Source organism: Cupriavidus sp. L7L (assembly GCF_004353535.1).
In the GTDB taxonomy this organism is placed as follows: domain Bacteria; phylum Pseudomonadota; class Gammaproteobacteria; order Burkholderiales; family Burkholderiaceae; genus Cupriavidus; species Cupriavidus oxalaticus_A.
In genome coordinates this window covers 25193-50128 of sequence record NZ_SMNY01000023.1, presented here as the reverse complement: position 1 = coordinate 50128, position 24936 = coordinate 25193, and the positions used below count along the sequence as shown (strand labels likewise).

Below are 24936 nucleotides of genomic sequence, written 5' to 3'. Positions count from 1 at the left end.
GCGGCGTGCGCCGCATGCTCAAGGTTTTTCTACTGTTTTGATGATTTTGCCGCCCGACAGTGCCGGATTGACGGATAATACGCGCCAATTCGCGCTCCGCCCGCCTGCCGAACCGGCATCTGCCGGGCCCGCCGCGCACCAAACTCCAGCGCCACCGGCGCCAACCTATGCCTGCACTACAACTGATTCCCGCCCAGCGCTCCGAACTGCGCTCCCGTGCCCATGCCCTGAACCCGGTCGTCATGGTCGGCGCCGAGGGCCTGACCCGCGCCGTACTGGCCGAAATCGACCGCAGCCTGGCTGCGCACGACCTGATCAAGATACGCGTGTTCGGCGATGACCGCGACGCGCGCATTGCCATCTACGAAGAAATCTGTGACGCGCTGCACGCCGCGCCGATCCAGCACATCGGCAAGCTGCTGGTGGTCTGGCGCCCGGGCGAGGCACGCCTGAAGGAAAACCAGCCGGATAGCCTGGGCCGCCTTGCCCCGGCCCGCCGTGGCGGCGCCGCGCCGCGCACGGTGACGGTCAAGAAGCCCAGCGCCGCACCGAACCGGCGCCCGACCCGCAAGGAAGTGACCGTACTCGGCAACGAGCGCGTCACGGCCGGCGGCAACGTCAAGCGCGCGCGCGCGCGGCCGACCAGCCAGAAGAAGAAAGCCCTGGGCTGATCCGCCCGCTGCTTCTATTGCGGCCACCGCCAGGTGGCCGCAGCGCTCCACTCACTCCCCGGCCGAACGCGGCGCCGAAGCGCGCCACACCAGCACCAGCGCGAGCAGGCTTTGCAGCAGGTAGAAAGCACTCGACGCGCCGTGCAGCATGCCGAACTGTGCCCGGTAAGGCGATTCCGAAACCCCCAGCCCCAGCGCCTGCGCCTTTTCCTTCAGGCTCCCCATGAACGGCTGGATGCCGAAGTAGCCGACCAGTACGCAGCACAGCATGCCGAGCACCAGCCAGCGCAGGCTGCGATAGCGGTTGGCGCCGCGGCGGATCATCACGTTGCACAGCACCAGCTGCAGCACGCCGATGGTCACGCCGATGATGGCTTCGGTATGAAACAGGTGACCTGCGATCATGCCAGCCATCTCGCGGCTGGGCAGCACCGAGAACAGCGTCGGCGCCACCATGTAGCCAACCGTCCACAGGCTGCCCGCCCACACCACCGTCAGCAGCAGGAATAGCCGGTGCGGCAGCGGCGGCAGGCTGTTATAGGAAGAAGAGAACACGTGCCGGTCTTTCCGGGGGCCGGATGGCGGGCGAGCGCCATACCCGGCCCGACCGGCCTCAGATATAGCGGACGGTAATGACTTCGTACTCGCGCTCGCCGCCAGGGGCCAGCACGGTGGCGACGTCGCCTTCGAACTTGCCGATCAGCGCACGCGCGATCGGCGAGCTGACCGAGATCTTGCCGGTGTCGAGGTCGGCCTCGTCATCGCCCACGATCTGGTAGCTGACCGGCCTGCCGGACTCCAGGTCTTCCAGGTCAACGGTCGCGCCAAAGACGATGCGGCCGTCGGTATCCAGCTGGGTCGGGTCGATGACCTGCGCGGTCGACAGCTTGGACTCCACTTCCAGGATGCGGCCTTCGATAAAGGCCTGCTTTTCCTTGGCAGCGTCGTATTCGGCGTTTTCGGAAAGGTCGCCTTGAGCGCGTGCTTCGGAGATGGCATTGATCACCGCCGGACGCTCGACAGCCTTGAGGCGCTGCAGCTCTTCCTTGAGCAGTTCGGCGCCACGCTTGGTAATCGGAATGGTGCTCATGTCTTCGTTCAACAAAAAAATGAGCCGCAGCGGAGCAGGAGCCATCCTGGCAATACCTGCCAGGGCACTTCCGCTCAACCGCGGCTTTCAGACAGGACCGAAGGGCCGCACACTGCATGCACTGGTGCCAGGCCGATTCGATCGATGAATTTGACGTAGTTTAGGCCAAGAAGCCCGCCGGCATCAACACCGGCGGGCTTCCGGGCCTTGCCGTCCCCTTGACCGGACGCGAGCGCCCGGCGGGATGGCAATGTGCAGCGTGGCTTACGCCAGCGTGCCGTGCAGGCCTTGCAGGTCATAGACCTCCAGGCTCTGCATGTGCTTCAGGCCCTCCACCGCGGCGCTGGCGCCGGCGATGGTGGTGTAGTAAGGCACGCGGTTGGCCAGCGCCGAGGTACGGATCGAACGCGAGTCCGCGATCGCGCCGCGGGTCTCGTCGACGGTGGTGAACACCAGCGCCAGGTCGCCGTTCTTGATCATGTCGACGATGTGCGGACGCCCGTCCTTGACCTTGTTCACCACCTTGACCGGGATGCCGGCGGCCTCGATGGCCGACGCGGTACCGCGGGTGGCGACGATCGGGTAGCCCAGGTCGTGCAGCATGCGGGCCACGGCAACCGCGCGCGGCTTGTCGCTGTCCTTCACGGTGATCAGCACGGTGCCCTTTTCCGGCAGGCGCGAACCCGCTGCCAGCTGGCTCTTGAACAGTGCCTCGCCGAAGGTCTTGCCCACGCCCATCACTTCACCGGTGGAGCGCATTTCAGGTCCGAGGACCGGATCGACACCCGGGAACTTGTTGAACGGGAACACGGCTTCCTTGACGCTGTAGTACGGCGGCACCACCTCGTCGGTAATGCCCTGCTCGTCCAGCGACTGGCCGGCCATGCAGCGCGCGGCGATCTTGGCCAGCTGCATGCCGGTGGCCTTGGACACGTACGGCACGGTACGCGAAGCGCGCGGGTTCACTTCGAGCACATAGACGGTGTCGACACCGTTGTTCTGCTGGATAGCGAACTGCACGTTCATCAGGCCGACCACGTTCAGCGCCTTGGCCATGGCGGCGGTCTGGCGCTTCAGCTCGGCCACGGTCTCGGCCGACAGCGAGTACGGCGGCAGCGAGCAGGCGGAGTCGCCCGAGTGCACGCCGGCCTGCTCGATGTGCTCCATCACGCCGCCGATGTACACGCGCTTGCCGTCGCTCAGGGCGTCGACATCGCACTCGATAGCGTCATTCAGGAAGCGGTCCAGCAGCACCGGGGAGTCATTCGACACCTTGACGGCCTCGCGCATGTAGCGCTCGAGGTCGCGCGGCTCGTGCACGATTTCCATCGCGCGGCCGCCCAGCACGTACGACGGGCGTACCACCAGCGGGTAGCCGATCTCTTCGGCCAGGCGCAGCGCTTCGTCCTCGGCACGCGCGGTGCGGTTGGGCGGCTGGCGCAGGCCCAGGTCCTGCAGCAGCTTCTGGAAGCGCTCGCGGTCTTCCGCGGCGTCGATCATGTCGGGGCTGGTACCGATGATGGGCACGCCGTTGGCTTCCAGGTCCAGTGCCAGCTTCAGCGGGGTCTGGCCACCGTACTGCACGATCACGCCGACCGGCTTCTCGATCGCGACGATCTCCAGCACGTCTTCCAGCGTCACCGGCTCGAAATACAGGCGGTCCGAGGTGTCATAGTCGGTCGACACGGTTTCCGGGTTGCAGTTGACCATGATGGTCTCGTACCCGTCTTCGCGCAGCGCCAGCGCGGCGTGCACGCAGCAGTAGTCGAATTCGATGCCCTGGCCGATCCGGTTCGGGCCGCCGCCCAGCACCATGATCTTCTTCTTGTCGGTCGGGTTGGCTTCGCACTCGCCATGCTCGGCCTCATAGGTCGAGTACATGTAGGCGGTGTTGGTGGCGAACTCGGCCGCGCAGGTATCCACGCGCTTGTAGACCGGGCGCACCTTGTGGGCGATGCGCGCTTCGCGCACGGCGCGGGCGTCGGTCTTCAGCAGCCTGGCCAGGCGGCGGTCGGAGAAGCCCTTCTGCTTCAGGTGGCGCAGTTCGGCGGCCGACAGGCTTTCCAGCGTGCGTGCCTTGACCAGGCCTTCGGTCTTGACGATGTCTTCGATCTGGGCCAGGAACCACGGATCGATATCGGTCTCGCTGTAGACCTCTTCCAGCGACATGCCGATGCGGAACGCATCGCCGACATACCAGATGCGGTCCGGACCCGCTTCGCCGATTTCCTCGACGATCTCGTCGCGGTCGGTCGACTTCTCATCCAGGCCATCCACGCCCACTTCCAGGCCACGCAGCGCCTTCTGGAACGATTCCTGGAAGGTGCGGCCCATCGCCATCACCTCGCCCACCGACTTCATCTGGGTGGTCAGGTGGCTGTCCGCCTGCGGGAACTTCTCGAAGGCGAAGCGCGGCACCTTGGTGACCACGTAGTCGATCGACGGCTCGAACGACGCCGGCGTCGCGCCGCCGGTGATCTCGTTCTTCAACTCGTCCAGCGTGTAGCCGACGGCCAGCTTGGCCGCGACCTTGGCGATCGGGAAGCCGGTTGCCTTGGAGGCCAGCGCCGACGAACGCGACACGCGCGGGTTCATCTCGATGACGATCATGCGACCGTCCTTCGGGTTGATCGAGAACTGCACGTTGGAGCCGCCGGTGTCCACGCCGATCTCGCGCAGCACGGCCAGCGAGGCGTTGCGCAGGATCTGGTATTCCTTGTCGGTCAGGGTCTGGGCCGGGGCCACGGTGATCGAGTCGCCGGTGTGGATGCCCATCGGGTCCAGGTTCTCGATCGAGCAGATGATGATGCAGTTGTCCTTCTTATCGCGGACGACTTCCATCTCATACTCTTTCCAGCCCAGCAGCGATTCTTCGATCAGCAGCTCGCGCGTCGGCGACAGGTCCAGGCCGCGCTTGCAGATCTCTTCAAATTCCTCGCGGTTGTAGGCGATGCCGCCGCCCGTGCCGCCCAGCGTGAACGACGGACGGATCACGATCGGGTAGCCGGCGGTGCCGGTTTCCTGGGCGATGCGGCCCTGCACGGCCACGGCTTCGTCCATCGAGTGGGCGATGCCGGACTTGGCCGAGCCCAGGCCGATCTTGGTCATCGCGTCCTTGAACTTCTGGCGGTCTTCGGCCTTGTCGATGGCCTCGGGCGACGCGCCGATCAGCTCGACCTTGTACTTGTCCAGCACGCCGTGGCGGTGCAGGTCCAGCGCGCAGTTCAGCGCGGTCTGGCCGCCCATGGTCGGCAGGATCGCGTCGGGGCGCTCCTTCTCGATGATGCGCTCGACCACTTCCCAGGTGATCGGCTCGATGTAGGTCACGTCGGCCGTGGCCGGGTCGGTCATGATGGTCGCCGGATTCGAATTGACCAGGATGACCTTGAAGCCTTCTTCGCGCAGGGCCTTGCAGGCCTGGGCGCCGGAGTAGTCGAACTCGCACGCCTGGCCGATGATGATGGGGCCCGCGCCGATGATCAGGATGCTCTTGATGTCTGTGCGTTTTGGCATTGCACGCTCTCTTTATGGGCCGGCCCGCTTGCATGCGGGCCGCGCCGGTAATCAGGGAATCCGTCGGGATTCGAAAATGTCAGTCTGTCCGCCGCTGCGGTTAGTTCATGGTGGCCGTGGCCAGCTTGGCGCCGAAGCCGATGAACATCGCGCCCACCCCGCTCGACATGCCCGCCGACAGGCGCCGGCGGCGCCGGAACGCATCGGCCAGCGTCGCGCCCACGAAAATGATCGTGGTCAGGTAGGCGAAGCTGCATAGCTGGGCAACCACACCCAGCACGGAGAACGACAGCGCCGGATAGGCGAAGGCCGGATCGACGAACTGAATGAAGAACGAAATGAAGAACAGGATCGCCTTCGGGTTCAGCAGGCTGATCAGCAACGCCTTGCGGAACGGGTCGGACTGGTCGGCCTTGCCCACGGGCGCAGTCGCGGCCGCATCGCCGCGCGCGGCCCAGTTGCGCACCGCGCCGCGCAGCATGCTGAAGCCGATCCACGCCAGGTAGGCCGCACCGATGTACTTCACCACGTAGAACAGCGCCGGGCTGGCCTTCAGGAGCGAGGCCACGCCCGCCGCCGACAGCACCATCAGCACGAAATCGCCCAGGAACACCCCGCACGCGCCCTTGTAGCCGGCGCGCACGCCGCGCTGCGCCGCCACCGACAGCACGTACATCGAGTTCGGCCCCGGCAGCAGCACGATAAAGATCGTGCCGAGCAGGTAGGTCCAGAAATCGGTGATGCCGAAGGCGGTTTGCATGAATGCGTTCATAGGGGAGTCCCGTGGTCCTGCGCTGTCCGGGGGCGCTTACTTGCGCGCGTCGGTCATGTGCTGGATGAAGCGGTCGAACAGGTAAGCCACGTCGTTCGGGCCAGGCGAGGCTTCCGGGTGACCCTGGAAGCAGAACGCCGGCTTGTCGGTCAGCGCGAAGCCCTGCAGCGTGCCGTCGAACAGCGACACGTGGGTCACGCGCGCGTTGGCGGGCAGCGTGTCGGCATCGACCGCGAAACCGTGGTTCTGCGACGTGATCATCACGCGGCCATCCTCCAGGTCCTTGACCGGGTGGTTGGCGCCGTGGTGGCCGGCCTTCATCTTCAGCGTCTTGGCGCCGACGGCCAGGGCCATGATCTGGTGGCCCAGGCAGATGCCGAAGGTCGGGATGCCGCGCTCGATGAACTCGCGCGTGGCGGCGATGGCGTAGTCGCACGGCTCGGGGTCGCCGGGGCCGTTGGACAGGAACACGCCGTCCGGATTCAGCGCCAGCGCGTCGGCGGCGGTGGCCTGGGCCGGCAGCACCGTCACCTTGCAGCCGCGCTCGGCCAGCATGCGCAGGATGTTGAACTTGACGCCATAGTCATAGGCAACCACGTGGAACTGCGGCTTGTCCTGCTTGCCGTAGCCTTCGCCCAGCGCCCACTCGGACTGGGTCCACTCGTACGGTTCCTTGACCGAGACCACCTTGGCCAGGTCCATGCCGGCCAGGCCGGGGAACGAGCGGGCCAGGTCGATGGCCTTCTGCACGTTGTCCTCGCCGGCCAGGATGCAGCCGTTCTGGGCGCCCTTCTCGCGCAGGATGCGGGTCAGCTTGCGGGTATCGATGCCGGCGATCGCCACCACCTTTTCCTGCTTCAGGTAGTGCGCGAGGGTGTGTTCCTTGCGGAAATTGGAGGCCAGGATCGGCAGATCCTTGATGATCAGGCCGGCGGCATGGACTTTCGTGGCTTCGACATCCTCAGGATTGACACCGTAGTTGCCGATATGCGGATACGTCAGCGTGACGATCTGCCGCGAATAGCTCGGGTCGGTGAGGATTTCCTGGTAACCGGTGATGGCGGTGTTGAACACCACTTCACCGATGGTATGGCCGGAAGCGCCAATGGAATAGCCACGAAAGACCGTGCCGTCTGCTAGCGCGAGAATGGCGGACGGAAAAGACGGTAACACGGGTAGGCTCCTGCTGGACTCACCCCGTGACCGACCAATCGACGCCTCGTGCCTCCCAGGCTGGATCCGTGACGTCGGCAGCGGCATTGCGCCGATGCGGTCGGATCCGGTCGCGGCATGCTCTTTGCATCACATCAGGTGCGAACGGCAAAGGCGGCGCGGATGGGGGCGGCGGAAGGTGGAAAGCGGTTGGCGCTAGGGTGAAGGGTTCTGAAAGCGAAACTTTCGAATTATATCCCGCGCCACCCAATTTCTCAAGTTTTCAAGGACTTGCATCACGCGGGCGCCGCCGCGGGCACCCGGCCCGCCGGTGCCCGCGCCCAGGTCCGGCGGTGTGCAGACCCCGTTACGCATCCGGCGGCACGACCGCCGTCACCTCGATTTCCACCTTGGCGCGCGGCTCGACGAGGTCGGCCACCTCCACCGCCGTCATCGCCGGAAAGTGCCGGCCAATGATGGCGCGGTAGTGCTGGCCGATCGCCCCATAGGCACCGACATATTCCGCCTTGTCCTTCACATACCAGGTCATGCGCGCGATATGTTCCGGCTTCGCCCCGCCGGCGGCCAGCACGTCGACCACATTGCGCAGCGCCTGCGCCACCTGCAGGCCGAAATCGTCGGTCTCGAACTCGCACTTGCCGTTCCAGCCGATCTGGCCGCTGACAAAGAGCAGGCGGCTGCCGGCCTGGATCTCGGCCATCATGCCGTTGGCGTAGCCACGCGGGGGCGCCCAGTCGGGCGGCTGCAGGATTTTCATGGTTGATGTCCTTTTGCTTTCTGATTGATGGATCGGGAATTCCGTCGGGAATGCGGTAGCCGGCCAGTCAGGCCGTTGCCACCAGGTAGGCCGCCATGGCCTGGCGCACGGCCTCCGGCAACGGCTGCGGCGCGATCGAGCCGGTGTCGACGCAGACCAGCCGCTGCGTCACTTCCATGCGGGTATCGTCGTGCGGGCCGGCAAAGCGGATCGCCAGCGTGAAGCTGGACTGGCCGAGCTTGAGCACGCGCAGTTCGCGCGTGAGCACCTCGCCCAGCCGGCTCGGCGCCAGGAAGCGGCATTCCAGCTCCGCGGTCGGCACGCCGGCCCGGCCCTCGCCGTGCATGACGTCGAAGGGCCAGCCCAGCGCTTCGCCGAACCAGTCTTCGATGAAGTCGTTGAGCATCTCGAAGTAGCGCGGGTAGAACACGATCCCGGCCGCGTCGCAGTGCTTGAAGCGCACCAGGACGGTGCTGCGGAAGACCGGGCTCATGATTTGCTCCCACCGTGGTTGCCGCCATTGCCCTGCTCCGCCATCTGGCGCAACCGGAAGCGCTGCAGCTTGCCGGTCTCGGTGCGCGGCAGCGCCGGCACGAACTCGATGCGGCGCGGATACTTGTACGGCGCGATCTGGCGCTTGACGTAGTCCTGCAGCGCGGTGCGCGTGGCGTCGTCCGCGGGCACGCCCTCGCGCAGCACCACGTAGGCCATGACCACCTGCCCACGCCCGTCGTCGGGTGCGCCGACCACGCCGCACTCGGCCACCGATTCGTGCTGCATCAGCGTGCTCTCCACCTCGGGGCCGGCGATGTTGTAGCCGGCCGAGATGATCATGTCGTCGGAGCGCGCCTGGTAGAAGTAATAGCCGTCTGCGTCGACCGTGAAGGTATCGCCCGGCAGGTTCCAGCCCGCCTTCACGTAGTTGGCCTGGCGCGGGTCGTCCAGGTAGCGGCAGCCGGTCGGGCCCTGCACCGCCAGCTTGCCCACCTGCCCCGGAGGCAGCGGCCGCATCTCGTCGTCGACGATCTGCGCCACGTAGCCGGGCACCACCTTGCCAATGGCACCCGGCCTGACTTCGGCACCGGCGCTGGAGATAAAGATATGCATCATCTCGGTGCCGCCGATGCCGTCGGTCATCTCGATGCCGGTAGCGGCCTTCCAGCCTTGGCGCGTGGCGTCCGGCAACGCCTCGCCGGCCGATACGCTATGCCTCAGGCTGGAGATATCGAAGCGCGGCGCCAGCGCCGCCATCTGCCGGTAGAACGTGGGCGCGGTGAAGACGATGGTGGCGCGGAAGTCGTGGATCAGCTCCAGCAGCGATTCCGGCGTGAGCTTCTCCGCCAGCACCGTGCTGGCGCCGATGCGCAACGGAAAGCACAGCATGCCGCCCAGCCCGAACGTGAAGGCGATCGGCGGCGTGCCGCAGAAGATATCGTCCGGCACGGAGCGCAGCACATGGCGCGGGAACAGGTCGCACATGGCCAGCACGTCGCGGTGGAAATGCATGGTGCCCTTGGGCTGTCCGGTGGTGCCGCTGGTGAAGGCAATCAGGCAGATATCGTCGCTGGCGGTGTCGCAGGCATCGAAGCTGTCGGGCTTGCCCGCCATCGCGGCTTCCAGCGAACCCTCGCCGGTGCCGTTGAAATACAGCGCGCGCGCCAGGGTCGGGCAATGGTATGCGCCGCCGGGGCGCTGGTTGGCGTCTAGGTCCTCGCGCAGCCGCGCATCGCACAGCGCCGCGGTGACCTGCGCCTTGTCGATGACCTGCTTCAGTTCCCTGGCGCGCAGCAGCGGCATGGTCGGCACGGCAATCAGGCCGGCCTTGATGGTGGCGAGCCAGCTTGCGGCCATCATCAGGTTGTTGGGCCCGCGCAGCAGCACACGGTTGCCGGGCACCAGCGCCATGTCCTCGACCAGCACATGGGCGATGCGGTTGACCAGCGCCGCCAGTTGCGCGTAGGTGACCGTCTCGATCTGGCCCGCCTGGCCTGCTTGACTCGCAGGGCGATGGCGAATGGCGATGCGCTCGCCGCGGCCTTCGCGCACGTGGCGATCGACCAGTTCCACCGCGCAGTTCATCCGCGCCGGGTAGTCAGTGTCGGCATTGAAGCGGAACACCGGCCACTGCTCGGGCGGCGGCAGGCGGTCGCGGGCGAAGGTATCGAGGTGGGCGGTGGGCGCCATGGCTTGTCTCCTGTCTGCTCTGTCGGTACGGCAGTTCCGGGCGGATGGCTCAGGCCTTCCGGCCGGCCAGTGTTTCGCGGGCGATGATCAGCTTCTGCACCTCGGTGGCGCCTTCGTAGATGCGCAGCGAGCGGATCTCGCGGTACAGGCTTTCCACGCGCGTGCCGACCTTGACGCCGAGGCCGCCGAACATCTGCACCGCGCGGTCGATGACCTGCTGCGCGTTCTCGGTCGCGACCATCTTGGCCATCGCCGCTTCGCGCGTGGTGCGCTCTTTCCTGACGTCGCGCAGCCAGGCCGCGCGATAGGTCAGCAGCGCCGCCGCGTCGATGGCCGTTGCCATGTCGCCGATGGCGGCCTGCGTCAGTTGCAGGTCGGCCAGCACGCCGCCGAACATCGGCCGCTCGCAGGCACGCGCCAGCGCATCGTCCAGCGCGGCGCGCCCGAAGCCCAATGCAGCCGCCGCCACCGAGGCGCGGAAGATGTCGAGCGTCATCATCGCCACCTTGAAGCCCTGCCCCGCCTCGCCCAGCCGGTTGCCGACCGGCACGCGGCAGTTGTCGAAGCGCAGCGTGGCAAGCGGGTGCGGCGCGATCACGTCGATGCGCTCGGCGATGGTCAGGCCCGGCGTGTCGGCATCGACCACGAAGGCCGAGATGCCGCGCGCGCCCGGCGCTTCGCCGGTGCGCACGAACACGCAATAAAAGTCCGCGATGCCGCCATTGGAGATCCAGGTCTTGGTGCCGTCGATCACATAGTGCTTGCCGTCTTCCGACAGCCGCGCGCTGCATTGCATCGCCGCGACATCGGAACCGGCCTCGGGCTCGGACAGGGCAAAGGCGGCGATCGCTTCGCCGCGCGCCACGCGCGGCAGGTATTGCGCGCGCAACGCTTCGCTGCCGGCAATCGAGATCGCGCCCGAGCCCAGCCCCTGCATCGCGAAGGCAAAGTCGGCCAGGCCGTCATGGCGCGCCAGCGTCTCGCGCAGCAGGCACAGCGCGCGTGAGTCGAGCGCGGGCAACGCGCCACCGTGCGTGGCCGGCACGCAATAGCGCAGCCAGCCCGCTTCGCCGAGCTGGCGCACCAGGGCGCGGCAGGCGGCATCGGCATCGCCGTGGTCGACATGCAGGTGCTGCGCGCACCAGGCGTCAAGCTCGCGCTCCAGCGTGCGGTGCGCGTCGTCGAACAGCGGCAGGTCGAGATAGGTCTTGTCTGACATCGCGGCTCCCTGGCTCAGTCGCCTTCGAACACCGGCTTCGATTTGGCCACGAAGGCATCGTAGGCGCGGCGGAAATCGCGCGTCTGCATGCAGATGGCCTGGGCCTCGGCTTCGGCTTCGATGGCCTCGTCCAGCCCCATGTTCCATTCCTGGTGCAGCAGCTTCTTGGTCACGCCGTGGGCGAAGGTCGGCCCGGCGGCGAGCTGCGCGGCCAGTGCCTGCGCCTGTGCCAGCACGGCCTCGGACGGATGCAGCGCATTGAAGAAGCCCCACTGCAGCCCCTCCTCCGCGTTCATGGCGCGGCCGGTATAGAGCAGCTCGCTGGCACGCCCCTGTCCGATCACGCGCGGCAGCAGCGAGCACGCGCCCATGTCGGCGCCAGCCAGCCCAACGCGCACGAACAGGAACGCGGTCCTGGCTTGCGCCGTGCCCAGCCGCATGTCCGAAGCCAGCGCCATCATCGCGCCCGCGCCGGCACAGATGCCGTCGACCGCGCTGATCACAGGCTGCGGGCACGCGCGCATCGCCTTGACCAGGTCGCCGGTCATGCGCGTGAAGTCGAGCAGTTCGGGCATGGTCATCTGCGTCAGCGGCCCGATGATCTCGTGCACGTCGCCGCCCGAGCAGAAATTGCCGCCGGCGCCGGTGACCACCACCGCCTTGATGTCGCTGGCGTAGCACAGCGCGCGGAACAGGTCGCGCAGCTCGGCATAGGAGTCGAACGTCAGCGGGTTCTTGCGCTCCGGCCGGTTCAGCGTGATGGTGCCGACCTTGCCGTCGTCGGACACCGACCACAGGAAGTGCCGCGGTTCGTAGCCCGCGAAGCTGCGCTTGTGGTGGCGCATGTCGAGTGCGATTTCAGTCATGGTTCTCTCTCAGGTCCTTGTCTTGTCAGCCCGCCATCACTTCGCCGCCGGCCACCGGGATCGCCTGCCCGGTGATCGCGCCGGCGGACGGCTGGCACAGCCATGCCACGGCGTCGGCCACCTCCTCGGGTTGCACCAGTCGCCGCTGCGGGTTGCGCGCGGCCAGTTCGGCGCGCGCCTGGTCCTCGCTGCGGCCGGTCTTGCCGACGATGTTGGCGACGGCGTCGCGCACGATGTCGGTCTCGGTGTAGCCCGGGCAAACCGCGTTGACGGTCACGCCCTTGGCCGCGGTCTCCAGCGCCAGCGCGCGCGTCAGTCCGATCACGCCATGCTTGGCCGCGCAATAGGCGCTGACGTAGCCGTAGCCGATCAGCCCGGCGGTGCTGGCCACGTTGACGATGCGGCCCCAGCCGGCTTCGAGCATCGCCGGCAGTGCGGCCTGCGTGCACAGGAAGGTGCCGGTCAGGTTGACGTCGAGCATGCGCTGCCACAGCGCGGCATCGGTCTTCATGAAGGGGGCGCTGTGCGCCTGCCCGGCGTTGTTGACCAGCATCGATACCGGACCAGCCTGCTCCGTGGCCGCGGCAAAGGCGCGCGCTACGCTGCCGGCATCGGCGATATCGGCCGTGACGAACGAAACGTTGGCGCCTGCCGGTGCCTGCTCGCGCAGGACTTGCACCGTCGCTTGCAGCGTGCCGGCATCGCGCCCCAGCAGCGTGACGCTGGCGCCGTCGGCCAGCAGCCGCCGCGCGATCGCTGCGCCGATGCCGCGCCCGCCGCCGGTGACCAGCGCGTGCCTGCCGGCCAGTGTCGCCATACTGCCCGTCATGCCTGCTTCTCCTGCGCCGCGGCGCGTTCGAGATTGGTTTCCAGTTGCCGCTTGCCCGCCAGGTACTGCTTGGGCCAGTTGATGTCGCGGTAGCCGATGCGCGCGGCTTCCTGCAGCGTCCACGCCGGGTTGGCCAGGTGCGGCCGCGCGATCGCGCACAGGTCGGCGCGGCCCGCGGCGATGATCGAGTCGACATGATCGGCCTCGAAGATCGCGCCCACGGCGATGGTGGCGATGCCCGCCTCGTTGCGGATGCGATCGGCGAACGGGGTCTGGTACATGCGGCCATAGACCGGCGCCTGGTCCGGGCTGACCTGCCCCGACGAGCAATCGATCATGTCGGCGCCGGCGGCCTTGAAGGCGCGGGCGATTTCGACGCCGTCGTCGGGCGTGATGCCGCCTTCGACCCAGTCGTGCGCCGAGATGCGCACCGACATCGGCTTGTCCTGCGGCCATACCGCGCGCACGGCCTCGAACACCTCCAGCGGATAGCGCAAGCGCGCCGCAAGCGAGCCGCCGTATTCGTCGTTGCGCGTATTGGTCAGCGGCGAGATAAAGCTCGACAGCAGGTAGCCGTGGGCGCAGTGCAGCTCGAGCCAGTCGAAGCCCGCTTCGGCCGCGCGCCGCGCGCTGGCCACGAAGTCGTCGCGCACGCGGTCCATGTCGTCCCGCGTCATCTCGCGCGGGGTCTGCGACTCGCCGGGCAGGTACGGCAGCGGCGAGGCCGACATCACCGGCCAGTTGCCCTGCGGCAGCGGATGGTCCATCGCTTCCCAGCCAAGTTGCGTCGACCCCTTGCGGCCCGAGTGGCCGATCTGCATGGCGATGCGCGCATCGCTGTTGGCATGGACGAAATCGACGACGCGCTTCCATGCGTCGCGCTGCTCATCGTTCCACAAGCCCGGGCAGCCCGGCGTGATGCGCGCATCGGGCGACACGCAGGTCATTTCCGCCACCACCATGCCGGCGCCGCCCAGGGCGCGCGAACCGAGGTGAACCAGGTGGAAGTCGCCCGGCATGCCGTCGGTGCAGGAGTACATCGCCATCGGCGACACCACCACGCGGTTCTTCAGCGTGACGCCGCGCAGCCGGAACGGCGTGAACATCGGCGGCAACGGCTCATGCTCGCGCAGCTTCAGGCTTTGCTGCGGCACGCCGGCCTGTTGCGCCAGCCAGTGCTCGAATTGCGCCACATAATCGGCGTCGCGCACGCGCAGGTTCTCGTGCGAGATGCGCTGCGAACGCGTCAGCAGCGAATAGGCGAACTGCTCCGGCGGCAAGCTGCCGGCGTAGCGCTCGACGTTCTCGAACCACTCGGTCGAGTTGCGCGCGGCATTCTGGATCTTCAGCACTTCCACGCCGCGCGTGGCTTCATAGCGCGCCAGCGCATCAGGCAGGCCGTCGTGGCCGCTGCCGCGGATCTCTTCGGCCAGGTCGATCGCATCTTCCAGTGCCAGCTTGGTGCCGGAACCGATCGAGAAGTGCGCCGTGTGCGCGGCATCGCCCATCAGCACTACGGGCACGCGGCGACCGTCCGGCAGCGTGTTCCAATGCACCCACTGGCGGCAGATCACGCGCGGGAAGCGGATCCAGATCGCCGAGCCGCGCAGGTGCGCCGCGTTGGTAATCAGCTTGTTGCCGTCGAGGTAGCGCGCAAACAGCTTCTCGCAATACGCCACGCCCTCTTCCTGGCTCATCTCGTCGATGCCGGCGGCGCGCCAGACCGATTCCGGTGTTTCGACGATAAAGGTCGAGGTGTTGTCGTCGAAGCGGTAGGCATGCGCCTGGAACCAGCCGTGCTCGGTCTTCTCGAAGGCGAAGGTGAAGGCGTCGAACAGCTTGTGCGTGCCCAGCCAGACGAAGCGGCACTGGCGCGTATCGATGTCGGGCTGGAAGGTCTCGGCGTAGCGGGTGCGGATGCGGCTGTTCAGGCCATCCGAGGCGATTACCAGGTCAGCCTGGTATTGCATCGCCAGCGCCTGGTCGTCGGTGACATCGTTTTCGAACACCAGCCTGACGCCGAGCGCTTCGCAGCGCGCCTGCAGGATGTTGAGCAGGCGCTTGCGGCCGATGCCGATAAAGCCATGGCCGCCGGAACGGATGGTGCGCCCGCCGATATGGATGTCGATGTCGTCCCAGTGGTTGAAGGCGGCGTTGATCTCGTCGGCGCTCACCGGATCGGCTTGCTTCAGGTTGTCCATGGTGGCATCGGAGAACACCACGCCCCAGCCGAAGGTGTCGTACGGCCGGTTGCGCTCGACCACGATCACTTCGTTAGCCGGGTCCTGCAGTTTCATCAACAGGCCGAAGTACAGTCCGGCGGGGCCGCCGCCAATACAAAGCACTCGCATCGCTTCATCTCCTGCCGGCCGTGCCGTCATGTAGATCATGTCTAAATATTTTATGCTTCAAATATTAGATTGCATCACGAGATAAGGCAAGCATTCGGTGCGGAGTGCCTCGCCACGCACTCCGCACCGTCGACCGCTTCAACCCTTCATCCCTTCAGCGCCGCCTGGATCTGCTCCAGCGCACCCGGATCTTCGATGGTGGTCAGGTCGCCCGGGTCGCGCCCCTCCGCCACGGCCTGCATGGCGCGCCGCAGCAGCTTGCCCGAACGCGTCTTGGGCAGCGCATTGACAAACAATACCCGCGCCGGCCGCGCCACGGCGCCGAGTTGCTGTTCCACCGTCTTCATCAGGTCGCCTTCCAGCGCCAGCCGCTCCTGCGGCGTTGCGGTGCGGGCCGGATCGCGCGCGATGCAGAACGCCATCGCCACCTGGCCCTTGAGCGCATCCTGCACGCCCACCACCGCCACCTCGGCCACGGCGGCGTTCGAAGACAGGCTTTCCTCGATCTCGCGCGTGCCCAGCCGGTGGCCGGCGACATTGATCACATCGTCCGTGCGGCCGAGGATAAAGACATAGCCGTCCTCGTCGCGCACGCCCCAGTCAAAGGTGGAATAGCACAGCCGGTTCGGCACCGCCTCCCAGTAGGTGCGCACGAAGCGGTCATCGTCGCCCCACACCGTGCTCATGCAGCCGGGCGGCAGCGGCCCGTCGATCGCGACCACGCCCTTCTGGTTGGGCGGGCATTCCTCGCCGGTGTTCTCGTCGACGATCTTCAGGTCGTAGCCGTAGGCCGGCACGCCCGGCGAGCCCAGCTTGGGCGGCAGCGGCTCGATGCCGCGCTGGATCGCCAGGATCGGCCAGCCCGACTCCGTCTGCCAGTAATTGTCGACCACCGGCTTGCCCAGGCCGTCCTGGATCCAGCGCGCGGTGGGCTCGTCCAGCGGCTCGCCGGCCAGGAACAGCAGGCGCAGGCTGGACAGATCGTAGCGGGTCAGCCAGGCCGGGTCCTGCTTCTTCAGCACGCGGATCGCGGTGGGGGCGCTGAACATCAGGTTGACCCGGTATTGCTCGACCAGCCGCCACAGGATGCCGCCGTCCGGGCGGATCGGCGTGCCTTCGTACATCAGCGTGGTCATCCCGGCCAGCAGCGGCCCGTAGACGATATAGCTGTGGCCGACCACCCAGCCGATATCCGAGGCCGTGAACATGGTGTCGCCCGGCTTGCCGCAGAAGATGTATTCCATCGACGTGGCCAGCGCCACCGCGTAGCCACCGGTATCGCGCTGCACGCCCTTGGGCTTGCCGGTGGTGCCGGAGGTGTAGAGCACATACGACGGCTCGCTCGACTCCAGCCATGCGCACGGCACCTGCGCGCCGGCCACGCGGTCGCGCCAGGTGGCGTAGTCTTCATCGCGGCCTTCGGTGCGCGGCATGTCGGCCAGCTGGCGGTCGACCAGCAGCACCTTCTCCGGCTGGTGCGACGACAGCCGGATGGCCTCGTCCAGCAGCGGCTTGTACGGCACGACCTTGCCGGCGCGCGAGCCGGCGTCGGCGCTGATCACCACGCGCGGGCGGGCGTCGTCGATCCGTGCCGCCAGGCTCACCGAGGCAAAGCCGCCGAACACCACTGAATGGATCGCGCCGATGCGCGCGCACGCCAGCATCGCAAACGCAGCCTGCGGGATCATCGGCATGTAGACCAGTACGCGGTCGCCCTTCTGCACCCCGAGCCCCTGCAGGATCGCCGCCATGCGGTTGACCTCGTCGTGCAGCTCGGCATAGGAGTAGCTGCGGGACTGGTCGACTTCGGTCGAAACCCAGTGCAAGGCGGGCTGGCTGGCGCGCGCCGCCAGGTGGCGGTCTACCGCGTTGTGGCACAGGTTGGTGCGTCCGCCCACGAACCAGCGGGTGAACGGCGCGTGGCTGTTGTCGAGCACCTGATCGAAGGGAGTTTCCCAATCGATGCGTGCCGCCTGTTCGGCCCAGAACCCCTGCGGGTCGGCCAGCGAACGGGCATGCACGGCATGGCTTGCCGTCATGGCAGTCTCCTCCGCGTCTGCGGTCATTGTGATGATGAGGGTAGTTTGCCACCGGCACGGGCGTGGGGGAAACGGGATTCAGAGGGGTGCCGCCCCCGGCCGATGCACACGGCAGATGCAAAAAAGGCGTGCCGCCGGCACGCCTTTTTGCTCTCAAGCCCTGGGCTCAGCGCGCCTTGCTGCCCTTGCTGCTGGCCTTGACGCTGGACTTGGCCGATGCCTTCACCGGGGCCGCCTTGGCCTCGCGCGCCACCTTGGCCGTCGGCGCCGCCTTGGTACCGCGGCGCGGGGAGGCTTCCACAGTGATGCGCTTGCGCGGCTCGGCCTTGCCCCCCTGTGTCGAGACGCGCACGATTCCGCCCTTGCTGCCACGTTCGGCGCGCTCGGCGCGGTCTTCGCGCTCGGCCCGGTCGGCCCGTTCGGCACGCGCCGCGCGGACCGCGCCGGCACCGCGCACCGGCACCATCAGCACCAGGCTCTGCCCTGCCACCAGCTTGGTGCCGGACAGCTTGTTCCAGGACTGCACCTGGCCCGGCGACACGCCGTAGCGCCGCGCCACCGACGTCACCGTATCACGCCGGCTTGCACGCACCACCACGCGGCGCGCGTCGGGCAGGTCGGGCTCCATCGCCAGCATGGCGGTGTCGGCCAGGCTCGCGCTGATGTCCTGGTCGTGGCGGCCCGAACGCGGGATCATCACGGTCGAGCCGGCCTTCAGGCGCATGCCCTTGGGAATGCTGTTGATTTCGCGCAGCGTGTCGGCATCGACATTGAGCCGCGCCGCCAGCGACTCGACGCGCTCGCGCCCGTCCACCGTGACCGCGGTCCAGCTCGACAGCCCGCCGCGGTAGGTGTTCAGGTTGTACTGGAAGCGCTCGGCATTGTCGAACGGCAGCAGGATCTGCGGGTTGGATGCCCCCAGGATCACCGGGCGGTTGAACGACGGGTTCAGCGCCTTGAACTCTTCCAGCGTCATGTCCGCCAGCTTGGCGGCAAGGTTCACGTCGATATCGCGCGACGTGGTCACCGTGACGAAGTACGGATGGTCCGGGATCTCCGGCAGCCTGACGCCATAGATGGCCGGGTTGGCGATGATGTTCTTGACCGCCTGCAGCTTCGGCACGTAGTAGCGCGTCTCGTTGGGCATGGTCAGGCTGGCGTAGTCGGTCGGCAGCCCGCGCGCCTGGTTGCGCGCGATCGCGCGCGACACCGCGCCCTCGCCCCAGTTGTACGCGGCCAGCGCCAGGTGCCAGTCGCCGAACATGTCATAGAGCCGCTGCAGATAGTCCAGTGCGGCATCGGTCGAGGCCAGCACATCGCGGCGCTCGTCGCGGAACATGTTCTGCTTCAGGTTGTATGACTTGCCCGTACTGGGGATGAACTGCCACATGCCGGCGGCCTTGGCGCTGGACTGGGCCTGCGGGTTGAACGCGCTCTCGACGAACGGCAGCAGCGCCAGCTCGGTCGGCATCTTGCGGCGTTCCAATTCCTCGACGATGTGGTACAGGTAGCGGCTCGACCGCCCGACCATGCGCTCCATGTATTCCGGGCGCTGCGCATACCACTGGGTGCGGTCATCGACCAGCGTGCCCTCCAGGTCCTGCATGGCAAAGCCGCGCCGGATCCGGTCCCAGATATCGTTGGACGGGCCGCGCAGCCAGTCCAGGCCGCCCTGGTCGACATTGATGGTGGAAGAGGATGACAGCGCCGACTTGCCGCTGAGCGAATTGAGCGGATCCTGGCGCCTGGCAGTCTGGGCGGTCGCGCCGTTGGCATCGGCGTCAGGCGGCGTAGGGGTGCTGGCGCAGGCTGCAAGCAGCGCCGCACACGCAACTACCGCCAGTAATCGACCAATTTTCATTAAGTTCTCGAATCGTGACGCTAAAAGGATGCGTGATGCTAAAAAAAACGGCCTATCGCGTCAATCAGATTTTTCTAGGTAGCGCCCCGAAAGCCTTGACCCGCAAGGGTTTTCGGCCGGGCCTGCCTTTAATTTAGCGGAAATTGTCCTTCCACCCGCGCAGCGCGCCAAATGCCTTGGCATCGCTGTCGGTGGCACCGCCGTGCGCCGACACCGCTGCGCGAACCGACGGCTCGCGCGAGCGCAGGAACGGGTTGACCTCGCGCTCGTGGGCGATGGTGGTCGGCAACGTAGGCGTGTCCGCGGCACGCAGCGCATCGACGCGCTGCTCCCACGCCGCCAGCGCGGCATTATCCGGCTCGACCGCCCGGGCAAAGCGCACGTTGCTGCGCGTGTACTCGTGGGCGCAGTAGACGCGGGTGTCGCCCGGCAGGCCCGCCAGCTTGTCCAGCGACGCCAGCATCTGCGCCGGCGAGCCCTCGAAGAGGCGCCCGCAGCCGCTGGCGAACAGCGTGTCGCCGCAGAACACGGCGCGGCCCGCTTCGCCCAGGTCGCCCACATAGGCGATATGGCCGGCGGTATGCCCGGGTACGTCCAGCACCCGCAACGTCACCGCGGGCTCGGCCAGTGTCACCTCGTCGCCTTCGCGCAGCGCCCGGGTGCGTCCGCCGATACGTTCGCCGGCGGGCCCGAGCACCGGCATCGGCGCGCCCGATGGCGTGCTCGGGTGTGCCGCCAGCAGGCCGGCAACGCCGCCCTGGTGATCGCCGTGGTGATGGGTGATTACAATAGCGCCCAGAGCCAGCCCCCGCTGCGCCAGAAATTGCTCCACCGGCGCCGACTCGCCGGGATCGACCACGGCGGCATGATGCCCATCGTGAATGGCCCAGATATAGTTATCCTGGAACGCCGGGATCGGCTCAACCTTCAACATGCGCATGCTCCTATGTCCAATCGTCCCAATCGCCGGAACGGCGAGTACGGCCAGCGCGGCCTGAACGGCCCCAATGGTCCCAATGGCCCGATTGTAAGCTGGGAAGACTGGCTGGCCTCGCCGCCCGGCAAGTACATGCTGCGCTGGGAAGCGCAACAGTACGACCGCACCGTGGCGGACATCTTCGGCTACCACGCCGTACAGCTGGGCATGCCGTACGTCGATACCCTGCGCGAGAACCGGATGCCGTTCTCGGCGCTGGCGCTGGATCCGGCCAGCGGGCCGCACGGGCCGCGCGCGGCACATCCGGACGCGCGCCAGCTGCTGTGCCGCTTCGACGAGCTGCCGTTCGACACGCAGAGCGTAGACCTGGTAACCCTGCCCCATATCCTGGAGTTTGCCGAAGACCCGCACGAAGTGCTGCGCGAAGTCTCGCGCGTGCTGATGCCCGAAGGGCGCGTGGTGGTCACCTGCTTCAACCCGATGAGCCTGTGGGGCGCGCGCCAGGGCATGAACCGGCTCGGCGCCACGCCCTTCCTGCCGACCGATGCGCAGCAGATCGGCTTCGTGCGCATCAAGGACTGGCTCAAGCTGCTCGGCTTCGATATCATCCGCGGCCGCTTCGGCTGCTACTGCCCGCCCTATCGCACCGAGCGCTGGCTGCAGCGCACCGCCTTCATGGAAAAGGCCGGCGACCGCTGGTGGCCGATCTTCGGCGCGGTCTATATGATCTCGGCGATCAAGCGCGTGCGCAACATACGACTGGTCGGCCCTGCGTGGAAAGCCAAGCCGGCGCTGGCACCGGTGGCAACGCCCGTGGCAACGCCCACCGGCACCCACGGCAAGACGCCCGGCGACGACCACTGAGCCGGAGCCACGGCGGACAACCCATGCGCCGGCCGCGCTGCGCGGCCGGCCCCCAACGGAATTCCATGCAAGAAGTCACGATCTACTCCGACGGCGCCTGCAAAGGCAATCCCGGCCGCGGCGGCTGGGGTGCGGTGCTCGTCGCCGGCACCAATGAAAAAGAACTGTTCGGCGGCGAGCCCAACACTACCAACAACCGCATGGAGATGACCGCGGTGATCGAAGCGCTGCGCGCGCTCAAGCGGCCCTGCACCGTGCGGGTCTACACCGACTCGCAATATGTCCAGAAAGGCATCAGCGAATGGCTGCCCGGCTGGAAAGCCCGCGGCTGGAAGACCGCCGACAAGAAGCCGGTGAAGAACGCCGACCTGTGGCAGGAACTCGACGCGCTGACCCAGGGACACCAGATCTCGTGGCACTGGGTGCGCGGCCACAACGGTCATCCCGGCAACGAGCGCGCCGATGCGCTGGCCAACCGCGGCGTCGAATCGATCGGCCGCTGAACCGCCGCAACGCCACAACAAGAACCGCGGGGCAATGCCGCTCCGCTAGAATGCCCGCCATGCGACAAATCGTTCTCGACACCGAAACCACCGGCCTGAATGCCGCCACCGGCGACCGCCTGATCGAAATCGGCTGCGTGGAGCTGCTTAACCGCCGCCTGACGGGGCGCCACCTGCACTTCTATGTCAACCCGGAGCGCGACATCGACGAAGGCGCGATCGCCGTCCACGGCATCACGGTCGAGTTCCTGGCGGACAAACCCCGCTTTGCCGAGGTCGTGCACGAGATCCGCGAATTCGTCGCAGATGCCGAGCTGATCATCCACAACGCGCAGTTCGACCTGGGCTTCCTCGACATGGAATTCCAGCTGCTGGGCATGCCTCCCTTCCGCGAGCATGTCGGCAACGTGATCGATACGCTACGCGAAGCGCGGCAGATGTTCCCCGGCAAGCGCAACTCCCTCGACGCCCTGTGCGACCGGCTGGGGATCAGCAACGCGCACCGCACGCTGCACGGCGCATTGCTCGATGCGGAATTGCTGGCAGAGGTCTACCTGGCAATGACCCGCGGCCAGGATTCGCTGGTAATCGACACCATGGAAAGCGGCACTGGCGCAGGCGGGGCCACCGCTACGGCCGACCTCTCTCGGCTGGTACTGCCGGTGCTGCGCGCCACCGAGGCGGAACTGGAAGCCCATTTCGATCTGCTCAAGGGCCTGGACAAGGCCAGCGGCGGCAAGACGGTATGGCAGGAAGCCACGGCCGAGGAACCCGGCACGATGGCCGCCTGAACAAAAAGTTGGGAAAAGGGCTTTACAAGATACAGGGAGCCCTGCATAATCTCATTTCTCCGCTGCACGACGGCAACGACGATGCAGAAAGGGGTGGTTAGCTCAGCGGTAGAGCACTGCCTTCACACGGCAGGGGTCACAGGTTCAATCCCTGTACCACCCACCAGAACACGGAAAGCCAGCCTCGCGCTGGCTTTTCTCATTTCTGGGGTTAGGACACACTAACCCCGCGATTTGTCCGGTGGCGATCCAGTCTGACAGCGCGAGGCTAGTGACCTGCTTGCGATCAATGCCCCGTCCGGGGCGGGCATCGAGGTCTTCGATGGCGGCCTGGGGGGTACTTGAGCCGGGCTCGCTGCAAGAGTCGGGCAAGCCAGAGCAGCCCCAACAATGCCGAACGCGATGGCACCCGCAGGGTGAAGCGCAGCAGCGATGCGGGCCGAAAGCAGCGGGTGGGCCGTACTGTTAGGCGTGCTGAGATTGGCTGGCAATCACACGACTCGTTGGCTCCATGGCCATCCCGTCCGTTTTTTTATTCGACTTCGCCGCTATCTGTGTCGGTGACCTGCGCGTCCCGTTCATGGCTCATGGCGGCCGCGGCGAGCGCGGCGACGTTCGCAGGCGCCGCTTCCTTGCGTTCGCTATAGCGGTCCGTCAGATAGTCGCTGCGATCACGCACCAGCAGAGTGAACTTGTACAGTTCCTCCATGACGTCGACCACCCGGTCATAGTAGGAGGACGGCTTCATGCGGCCGTTCGTGTCGAACTCCTGGTATGCCTTGGCTACCGATGACTGATTGGGAATCGTCACCATGCGCATCCAGCGCCCCAGCACGCGTAGCGCGTTGACCGCGTTGAACGACTGCGAGCCGCCGCAGACCTGCATCACCGCGAGCGTGCGACCCTGAGTCGGTCGGATGGATCCGATCTCCAGGGGCAGCCAGTCGATCTGGTTCTTGAAAACCGCGGTCAGCGTGCCGTGCCGCTCGGGACTGCACCACACTTGGCCTTCCGACCACTCCGAGAGCTTGCGCAGTTCAACCACTTTGGGGTGATCGGCGGGAACACTGTCGCACACCGGAAGGTCATGCGGATCGAACACGCGCGTCTCCGCGCCGAAATGCTGCAGGATCCGCTCGGCTTCCTGCACCAGCAGCCGGCTATAAGACGTTTCGCGCAGCGAGCCATAGAGCAGCAGGATTCGCGGTGGATGCGTGCTGACGCGCACCGGTTCCAGCTTGTTCAGGTCCGGGGTATCGAGCACGGCCGGGATAACGTTAGGCAGCGCCATGGTCATTTGACCCTCCGGCCTTGCGCGTCGATGACGGCTTCGCCATCCTCCTTGGTGAAGGCACCTTGCTGTGGCGAGGGCAGGATGTCGAGCACGAGTTCCGATGGCCGGCACAGCCGCACGCCCCGCTCTGTGATGACGAACGGCCGGTTGATCAGGATCGGATGGGCCAGCATCGCTTCGAGCAACTGCTCATCGGTCAGGGCCGGGTCGGACAAGCCCAGTTCGGCGTAGGGCGTACCCTTTTCGCGGATGGCTTCACGAACTGTGAGGCCCGCAAGGCTAATCATCTGTTGCAACGTCTGTCGGTCAGGCGGCGTGCTCAGATATTCGATGACATTCGGCGCGATACCCGCATTGCGGATCATGGCCAGTGTGTTGCGCGATGTGCCGCAGGCGGGGTTGTGATAGATGGTGACGGACATGGTTTCCCGGGTTCAGTTGGTATCTGGTTGCAGGCAGTTGAAAGGATTCCAACCAAGGCGGCAAGAGTGGCGCCCCGATTCCGGTCAGCGTCAGTCTGCCTGGTGCTCGCCGGAGGCTTCGATGACATTTGGGTGGCCGTGGGGTAACGCACGCGGCTCAAGCAGCCGATGCAGCCCCAGCCCGATGGCCGCGCCGAGACATTGCGCCAGCATGAATCCCGGCACGCTCGCCGGTGCGATGCCCGCAAAGCTGTCGCTGAACATGCGCCCGAACGCGGCTGCGGGATTGGCAAACGAGGTGGATGCGGTGAACCAGTATGCCGAGCCGATATAGGCCGCCACCATGGCAGAGGCGCGCCCGTTCGGGGCGCGCAGAATCACCAAAAGCAGGCCGGCGGTCGCAACGGTTTCAGCAATCCATTGCCCCGGACCGCTGCGGACCTTGGTGGAAAGCTGCAGGATCGTCATGTCAAACATGGCATGGGCGAGCCAAGCCCCCAGCACCGCGCCTACGAGCTGGGCGGCGATGTATGGCAGCAGCGCCGCGCCAGGCAGTTCACCTCGCGCCACCATGACCGCGCTGACGGCTGGATTGAAGTGCGCGCCGCTGATCGGGCCAAAGACTTCAATCAAGATGTACAAGCCACCGACCGTGGCCGCCGTGTTGGCCAGCAGGGCGACGGCGACATTGCCGCCGGCAAGCCGCTCTGCCATGATGCCCGAGCCGATGACGATGGCCAGCAGCAGCGCCGTTCCCAAGGCTTCGGCGCCCAGTCTGTTACGCAGATCGACCATGACGC

At 66.7% G+C, this 24936-nt stretch carries 23 protein-coding genes and 1 tRNA gene; 5 read left to right on the top strand and 19 right to left on the bottom strand.

Annotated elements, in window-relative coordinates; translation table 11 throughout:
* The first annotated feature begins 167 nt into the window (after positions 1-167).
* Positions 168-671: a YhbY family RNA-binding protein gene (locus tag E1J61_RS21810; protein WP_133096093.1), complete on the top strand. Its 504-nt coding sequence runs from the start codon at positions 168-170 to the stop codon at positions 669-671.
* 51 nt (positions 672-722) lie between these two features.
* On the opposite strand, the gene E1J61_RS21805 is transcribed toward E1J61_RS21810, so the two are convergent.
* From E1J61_RS21805 to gloB, 15 genes are all read right to left on the bottom strand, one after another.
* Positions 723-1226, bottom strand: a complete 504-nt coding sequence (locus E1J61_RS21805) for a DUF4149 domain-containing protein (protein WP_133096092.1) — start codon at positions 1224-1226, stop codon at positions 723-725.
* Between the two features lie 58 nt (positions 1227-1284).
* The gene (gene greA, locus E1J61_RS21800) at positions 1285-1761 is read right to left on the bottom strand and encodes a transcription elongation factor GreA (RefSeq protein ID WP_063238187.1); all 477 of its coding nucleotides are present in this window, start codon (positions 1759-1761) and stop codon (positions 1285-1287) included.
* 264 nt (positions 1762-2025) lie between these two features.
* On the bottom strand, positions 2026-5274 hold the full coding sequence (gene carB, locus E1J61_RS21795) for a carbamoyl-phosphate synthase large subunit (RefSeq protein ID WP_133096091.1): 3249 nt from the start codon (positions 5272-5274) through the stop codon (positions 2026-2028).
* Positions 5275-5374: 100 nt separating this feature from the next.
* The gene (gene leuE, locus E1J61_RS21790; RefSeq protein ID WP_133096090.1) at positions 5375-6046 is read right to left on the bottom strand and encodes a leucine efflux protein LeuE; all 672 of its coding nucleotides are present in this window, start codon (positions 6044-6046) and stop codon (positions 5375-5377) included.
* 36 nt (positions 6047-6082) lie between these two features.
* Positions 6083-7219, bottom strand: a complete 1137-nt coding sequence (carA, locus tag E1J61_RS21785; RefSeq protein ID WP_133096089.1) for a glutamine-hydrolyzing carbamoyl-phosphate synthase small subunit — start codon at positions 7217-7219, stop codon at positions 6083-6085.
* Positions 7220-7565: 346 nt separating this feature from the next.
* Positions 7566-7976: a RidA family protein gene (locus tag E1J61_RS21780; protein ID WP_133096088.1), complete on the bottom strand. Its 411-nt coding sequence runs from the start codon at positions 7974-7976 to the stop codon at positions 7566-7568.
* 67 nt (positions 7977-8043) lie between these two features.
* On the bottom strand, positions 8044-8469 hold the full coding sequence (locus E1J61_RS21775; protein ID WP_133096087.1) for a thioesterase family protein: 426 nt from the start codon (positions 8467-8469) through the stop codon (positions 8044-8046).
* Positions 8466-10160 carry an AMP-binding protein gene (locus E1J61_RS21770; RefSeq protein ID WP_133096086.1) on the bottom strand — a complete coding sequence of 565 codons (1695 nt, stop codon included), beginning with the start codon at positions 10158-10160 and terminating at the stop codon, positions 8466-8468. The genes E1J61_RS21775 and E1J61_RS21770 overlap by 4 nt, the downstream gene beginning before the upstream one ends.
* 49 nt (positions 10161-10209) lie before the next feature.
* Positions 10210-11379 (bottom strand): acyl-CoA dehydrogenase family protein, encoded by a 1170-nt coding sequence (locus E1J61_RS21765; RefSeq protein ID WP_133096085.1) that lies wholly within the window; start codon positions 11377-11379, stop codon positions 10210-10212.
* Positions 11380-11393: 14 nt separating this feature from the next.
* The gene (locus E1J61_RS21760) at positions 11394-12245 is read right to left on the bottom strand and encodes an enoyl-CoA hydratase family protein (RefSeq protein WP_133096084.1); all 852 of its coding nucleotides are present in this window, start codon (positions 12243-12245) and stop codon (positions 11394-11396) included.
* 25 nt (positions 12246-12270) lie between these two features.
* On the bottom strand, positions 12271-13074 hold the full coding sequence (locus E1J61_RS21755) for an SDR family NAD(P)-dependent oxidoreductase (protein WP_133096083.1): 804 nt from the start codon (positions 13072-13074) through the stop codon (positions 12271-12273).
* Complete coding sequence (locus E1J61_RS21750; RefSeq protein WP_133096082.1) at positions 13071-15425, bottom strand: bifunctional salicylyl-CoA 5-hydroxylase/oxidoreductase; 2355 nt, start codon at positions 15423-15425, stop codon at positions 13071-13073. Before E1J61_RS21750 ends, E1J61_RS21755 begins: the two co-directional genes overlap by 4 nt.
* Positions 15426-15571: 146 nt before the next feature.
* Positions 15572-17491, bottom strand: a complete 1920-nt coding sequence (locus tag E1J61_RS21745) for a propionate--CoA ligase (RefSeq protein WP_133096081.1) — start codon at positions 17489-17491, stop codon at positions 15572-15574.
* A 139-nt stretch (positions 17492-17630) separates the two neighbouring features.
* Complete coding sequence (locus E1J61_RS21740) at positions 17631-19325, bottom strand: transglycosylase SLT domain-containing protein (RefSeq protein ID WP_133096080.1); 1695 nt, start codon at positions 19323-19325, stop codon at positions 17631-17633.
* A 133-nt stretch (positions 19326-19458) separates the two neighbouring features.
* The gene (gene gloB, locus E1J61_RS21735) at positions 19459-20259 is read right to left on the bottom strand and encodes a hydroxyacylglutathione hydrolase (protein ID WP_133096079.1); all 801 of its coding nucleotides are present in this window, start codon (positions 20257-20259) and stop codon (positions 19459-19461) included.
* Between the two features lie 135 nt (positions 20260-20394).
* On the opposite strand from gloB, the gene E1J61_RS21730 reads away from it, so the two are divergent.
* The 4 genes from E1J61_RS21730 to E1J61_RS21715 all read left to right on the top strand — a co-directional run bounded on the left by E1J61_RS21730 (position 20395) and on the right by E1J61_RS21715 (position 22586).
* Positions 20395-21126, top strand: a complete 732-nt coding sequence (locus tag E1J61_RS21730) for a class I SAM-dependent methyltransferase (RefSeq protein WP_195432029.1) — start codon at positions 20395-20397, stop codon at positions 21124-21126.
* 65 nt (positions 21127-21191) lie between these two features.
* Positions 21192-21629, top strand: coding sequence for a ribonuclease HI (gene rnhA, locus E1J61_RS21725; RefSeq protein WP_029046361.1), 438 nt, complete (start codon positions 21192-21194; stop codon positions 21627-21629).
* A gap of 59 nt (positions 21630-21688) precedes the next feature.
* Positions 21689-22420: a DNA polymerase III subunit epsilon gene (dnaQ, locus tag E1J61_RS21720; protein ID WP_133096078.1), complete on the top strand. Its 732-nt coding sequence runs from the start codon at positions 21689-21691 to the stop codon at positions 22418-22420.
* Positions 22421-22511: 91 nt separating this feature from the next.
* A tRNA-Val gene (locus tag E1J61_RS21715) sits at positions 22512-22586 on the top strand.
* A gap of 120 nt (positions 22587-22706) precedes the next feature.
* On the opposite strand, the gene cas5 is transcribed toward E1J61_RS21715, so the two are convergent.
* The 4 genes from cas5 to E1J61_RS21690 form a co-directional block, all read right to left on the bottom strand.
* The gene (cas5, locus tag E1J61_RS38900; RefSeq protein ID WP_371704711.1) at positions 22707-22847 is read right to left on the bottom strand and encodes a CRISPR-associated protein Cas5; all 141 of its coding nucleotides are present in this window, start codon (positions 22845-22847) and stop codon (positions 22707-22709) included.
* A gap of 105 nt (positions 22848-22952) precedes the next feature.
* A complete protein-coding gene (gene arsH, locus E1J61_RS21700) occupies positions 22953-23717 on the bottom strand; it encodes an arsenical resistance protein ArsH (RefSeq protein ID WP_133096077.1) in 765 nt (254 codons plus the stop codon).
* The gene (gene arsC, locus E1J61_RS21695; RefSeq protein ID WP_133096076.1) at positions 23714-24136 is read right to left on the bottom strand and encodes an arsenate reductase (glutaredoxin); all 423 of its coding nucleotides are present in this window, start codon (positions 24134-24136) and stop codon (positions 23714-23716) included. Before arsC ends, arsH begins: the two co-directional genes overlap by 4 nt.
* Positions 24137-24226: 90 nt before the next feature.
* Complete coding sequence (locus tag E1J61_RS21690) at positions 24227-24931, bottom strand: MIP/aquaporin family protein (RefSeq protein ID WP_133096075.1); 705 nt, start codon at positions 24929-24931, stop codon at positions 24227-24229.
* Between the last annotated feature and the right edge of the window lie 5 nt (positions 24932-24936).

Bases quoted from the DNA above. Each gene is read 5' to 3' on its own strand.
- arsC (WP_133096076.1), bottom strand. From the start codon at position 24,136: ATGTCCGTCACCATCTATCACAACCCCGCCTGCGGCACATCGCGCAAC.
- E1J61_RS21750 (WP_133096082.1), bottom strand. From the start codon at position 15,425: ATGCGAGTGCTTTGTATTGGCGGCGGCCCCGCCGGACTGTACTTCGGC.
- rnhA (WP_029046361.1), top strand. From the start codon at position 21,192: ATGCAAGAAGTCACGATCTACTCCGACGGCGCCTGCAAAGGCAATCCC.
- arsH (WP_133096077.1), bottom strand. From the start codon at position 23,717: ATGACCATGGCGCTGCCTAACGTTATCCCGGCCGTGCTCGATACCCCG.
- E1J61_RS21690 (WP_133096075.1), bottom strand. From the start codon at position 24,931: ATGGTCGATCTGCGTAACAGACTGGGCGCCGAAGCCTTGGGAACGGCG.
- E1J61_RS21755 (WP_133096083.1), bottom strand. From the start codon at position 13,074: ATGACGGGCAGTATGGCGACACTGGCCGGCAGGCACGCGCTGGTCACC.
- greA (WP_063238187.1), bottom strand. From the start codon at position 1,761: ATGAGCACCATTCCGATTACCAAGCGTGGCGCCGAACTGCTCAAGGAA.
- E1J61_RS21740 (WP_133096080.1), bottom strand. From the start codon at position 19,325: ATGAAAATTGGTCGATTACTGGCGGTAGTTGCGTGTGCGGCGCTGCTT.
- E1J61_RS21780 (WP_133096088.1), bottom strand. From the start codon at position 7,976: ATGAAAATCCTGCAGCCGCCCGACTGGGCGCCCCCGCGTGGCTACGCC.
- E1J61_RS21745 (WP_133096081.1), bottom strand. From the start codon at position 17,491: ATGACCGCAGACGCGGAGGAGACTGCCATGACGGCAAGCCATGCCGTG.
- E1J61_RS21775 (WP_133096087.1), bottom strand. From the start codon at position 8,469: ATGAGCCCGGTCTTCCGCAGCACCGTCCTGGTGCGCTTCAAGCACTGC.
- E1J61_RS21730 (WP_195432029.1), top strand. From the start codon at position 20,395: ATGCTGCGCTGGGAAGCGCAACAGTACGACCGCACCGTGGCGGACATC.
- carB (WP_133096091.1), bottom strand. From the start codon at position 5,274: ATGCCAAAACGCACAGACATCAAGAGCATCCTGATCATCGGCGCGGGC.
- E1J61_RS21810 (WP_133096093.1), top strand. From the start codon at position 168: ATGCCTGCACTACAACTGATTCCCGCCCAGCGCTCCGAACTGCGCTCC.
- E1J61_RS21760 (WP_133096084.1), bottom strand. From the start codon at position 12,245: ATGACTGAAATCGCACTCGACATGCGCCACCACAAGCGCAGCTTCGCG.
- leuE (WP_133096090.1), bottom strand. From the start codon at position 6,046: ATGAACGCATTCATGCAAACCGCCTTCGGCATCACCGATTTCTGGACC.
- E1J61_RS21765 (WP_133096085.1), bottom strand. From the start codon at position 11,379: ATGTCAGACAAGACCTATCTCGACCTGCCGCTGTTCGACGACGCGCAC.
- gloB (WP_133096079.1), bottom strand. From the start codon at position 20,259: ATGTTGAAGGTTGAGCCGATCCCGGCGTTCCAGGATAACTATATCTGG.
- E1J61_RS21770 (WP_133096086.1), bottom strand. From the start codon at position 10,160: ATGGCGCCCACCGCCCACCTCGATACCTTCGCCCGCGACCGCCTGCCG.
- dnaQ (WP_133096078.1), top strand. From the start codon at position 21,689: ATGCGACAAATCGTTCTCGACACCGAAACCACCGGCCTGAATGCCGCC.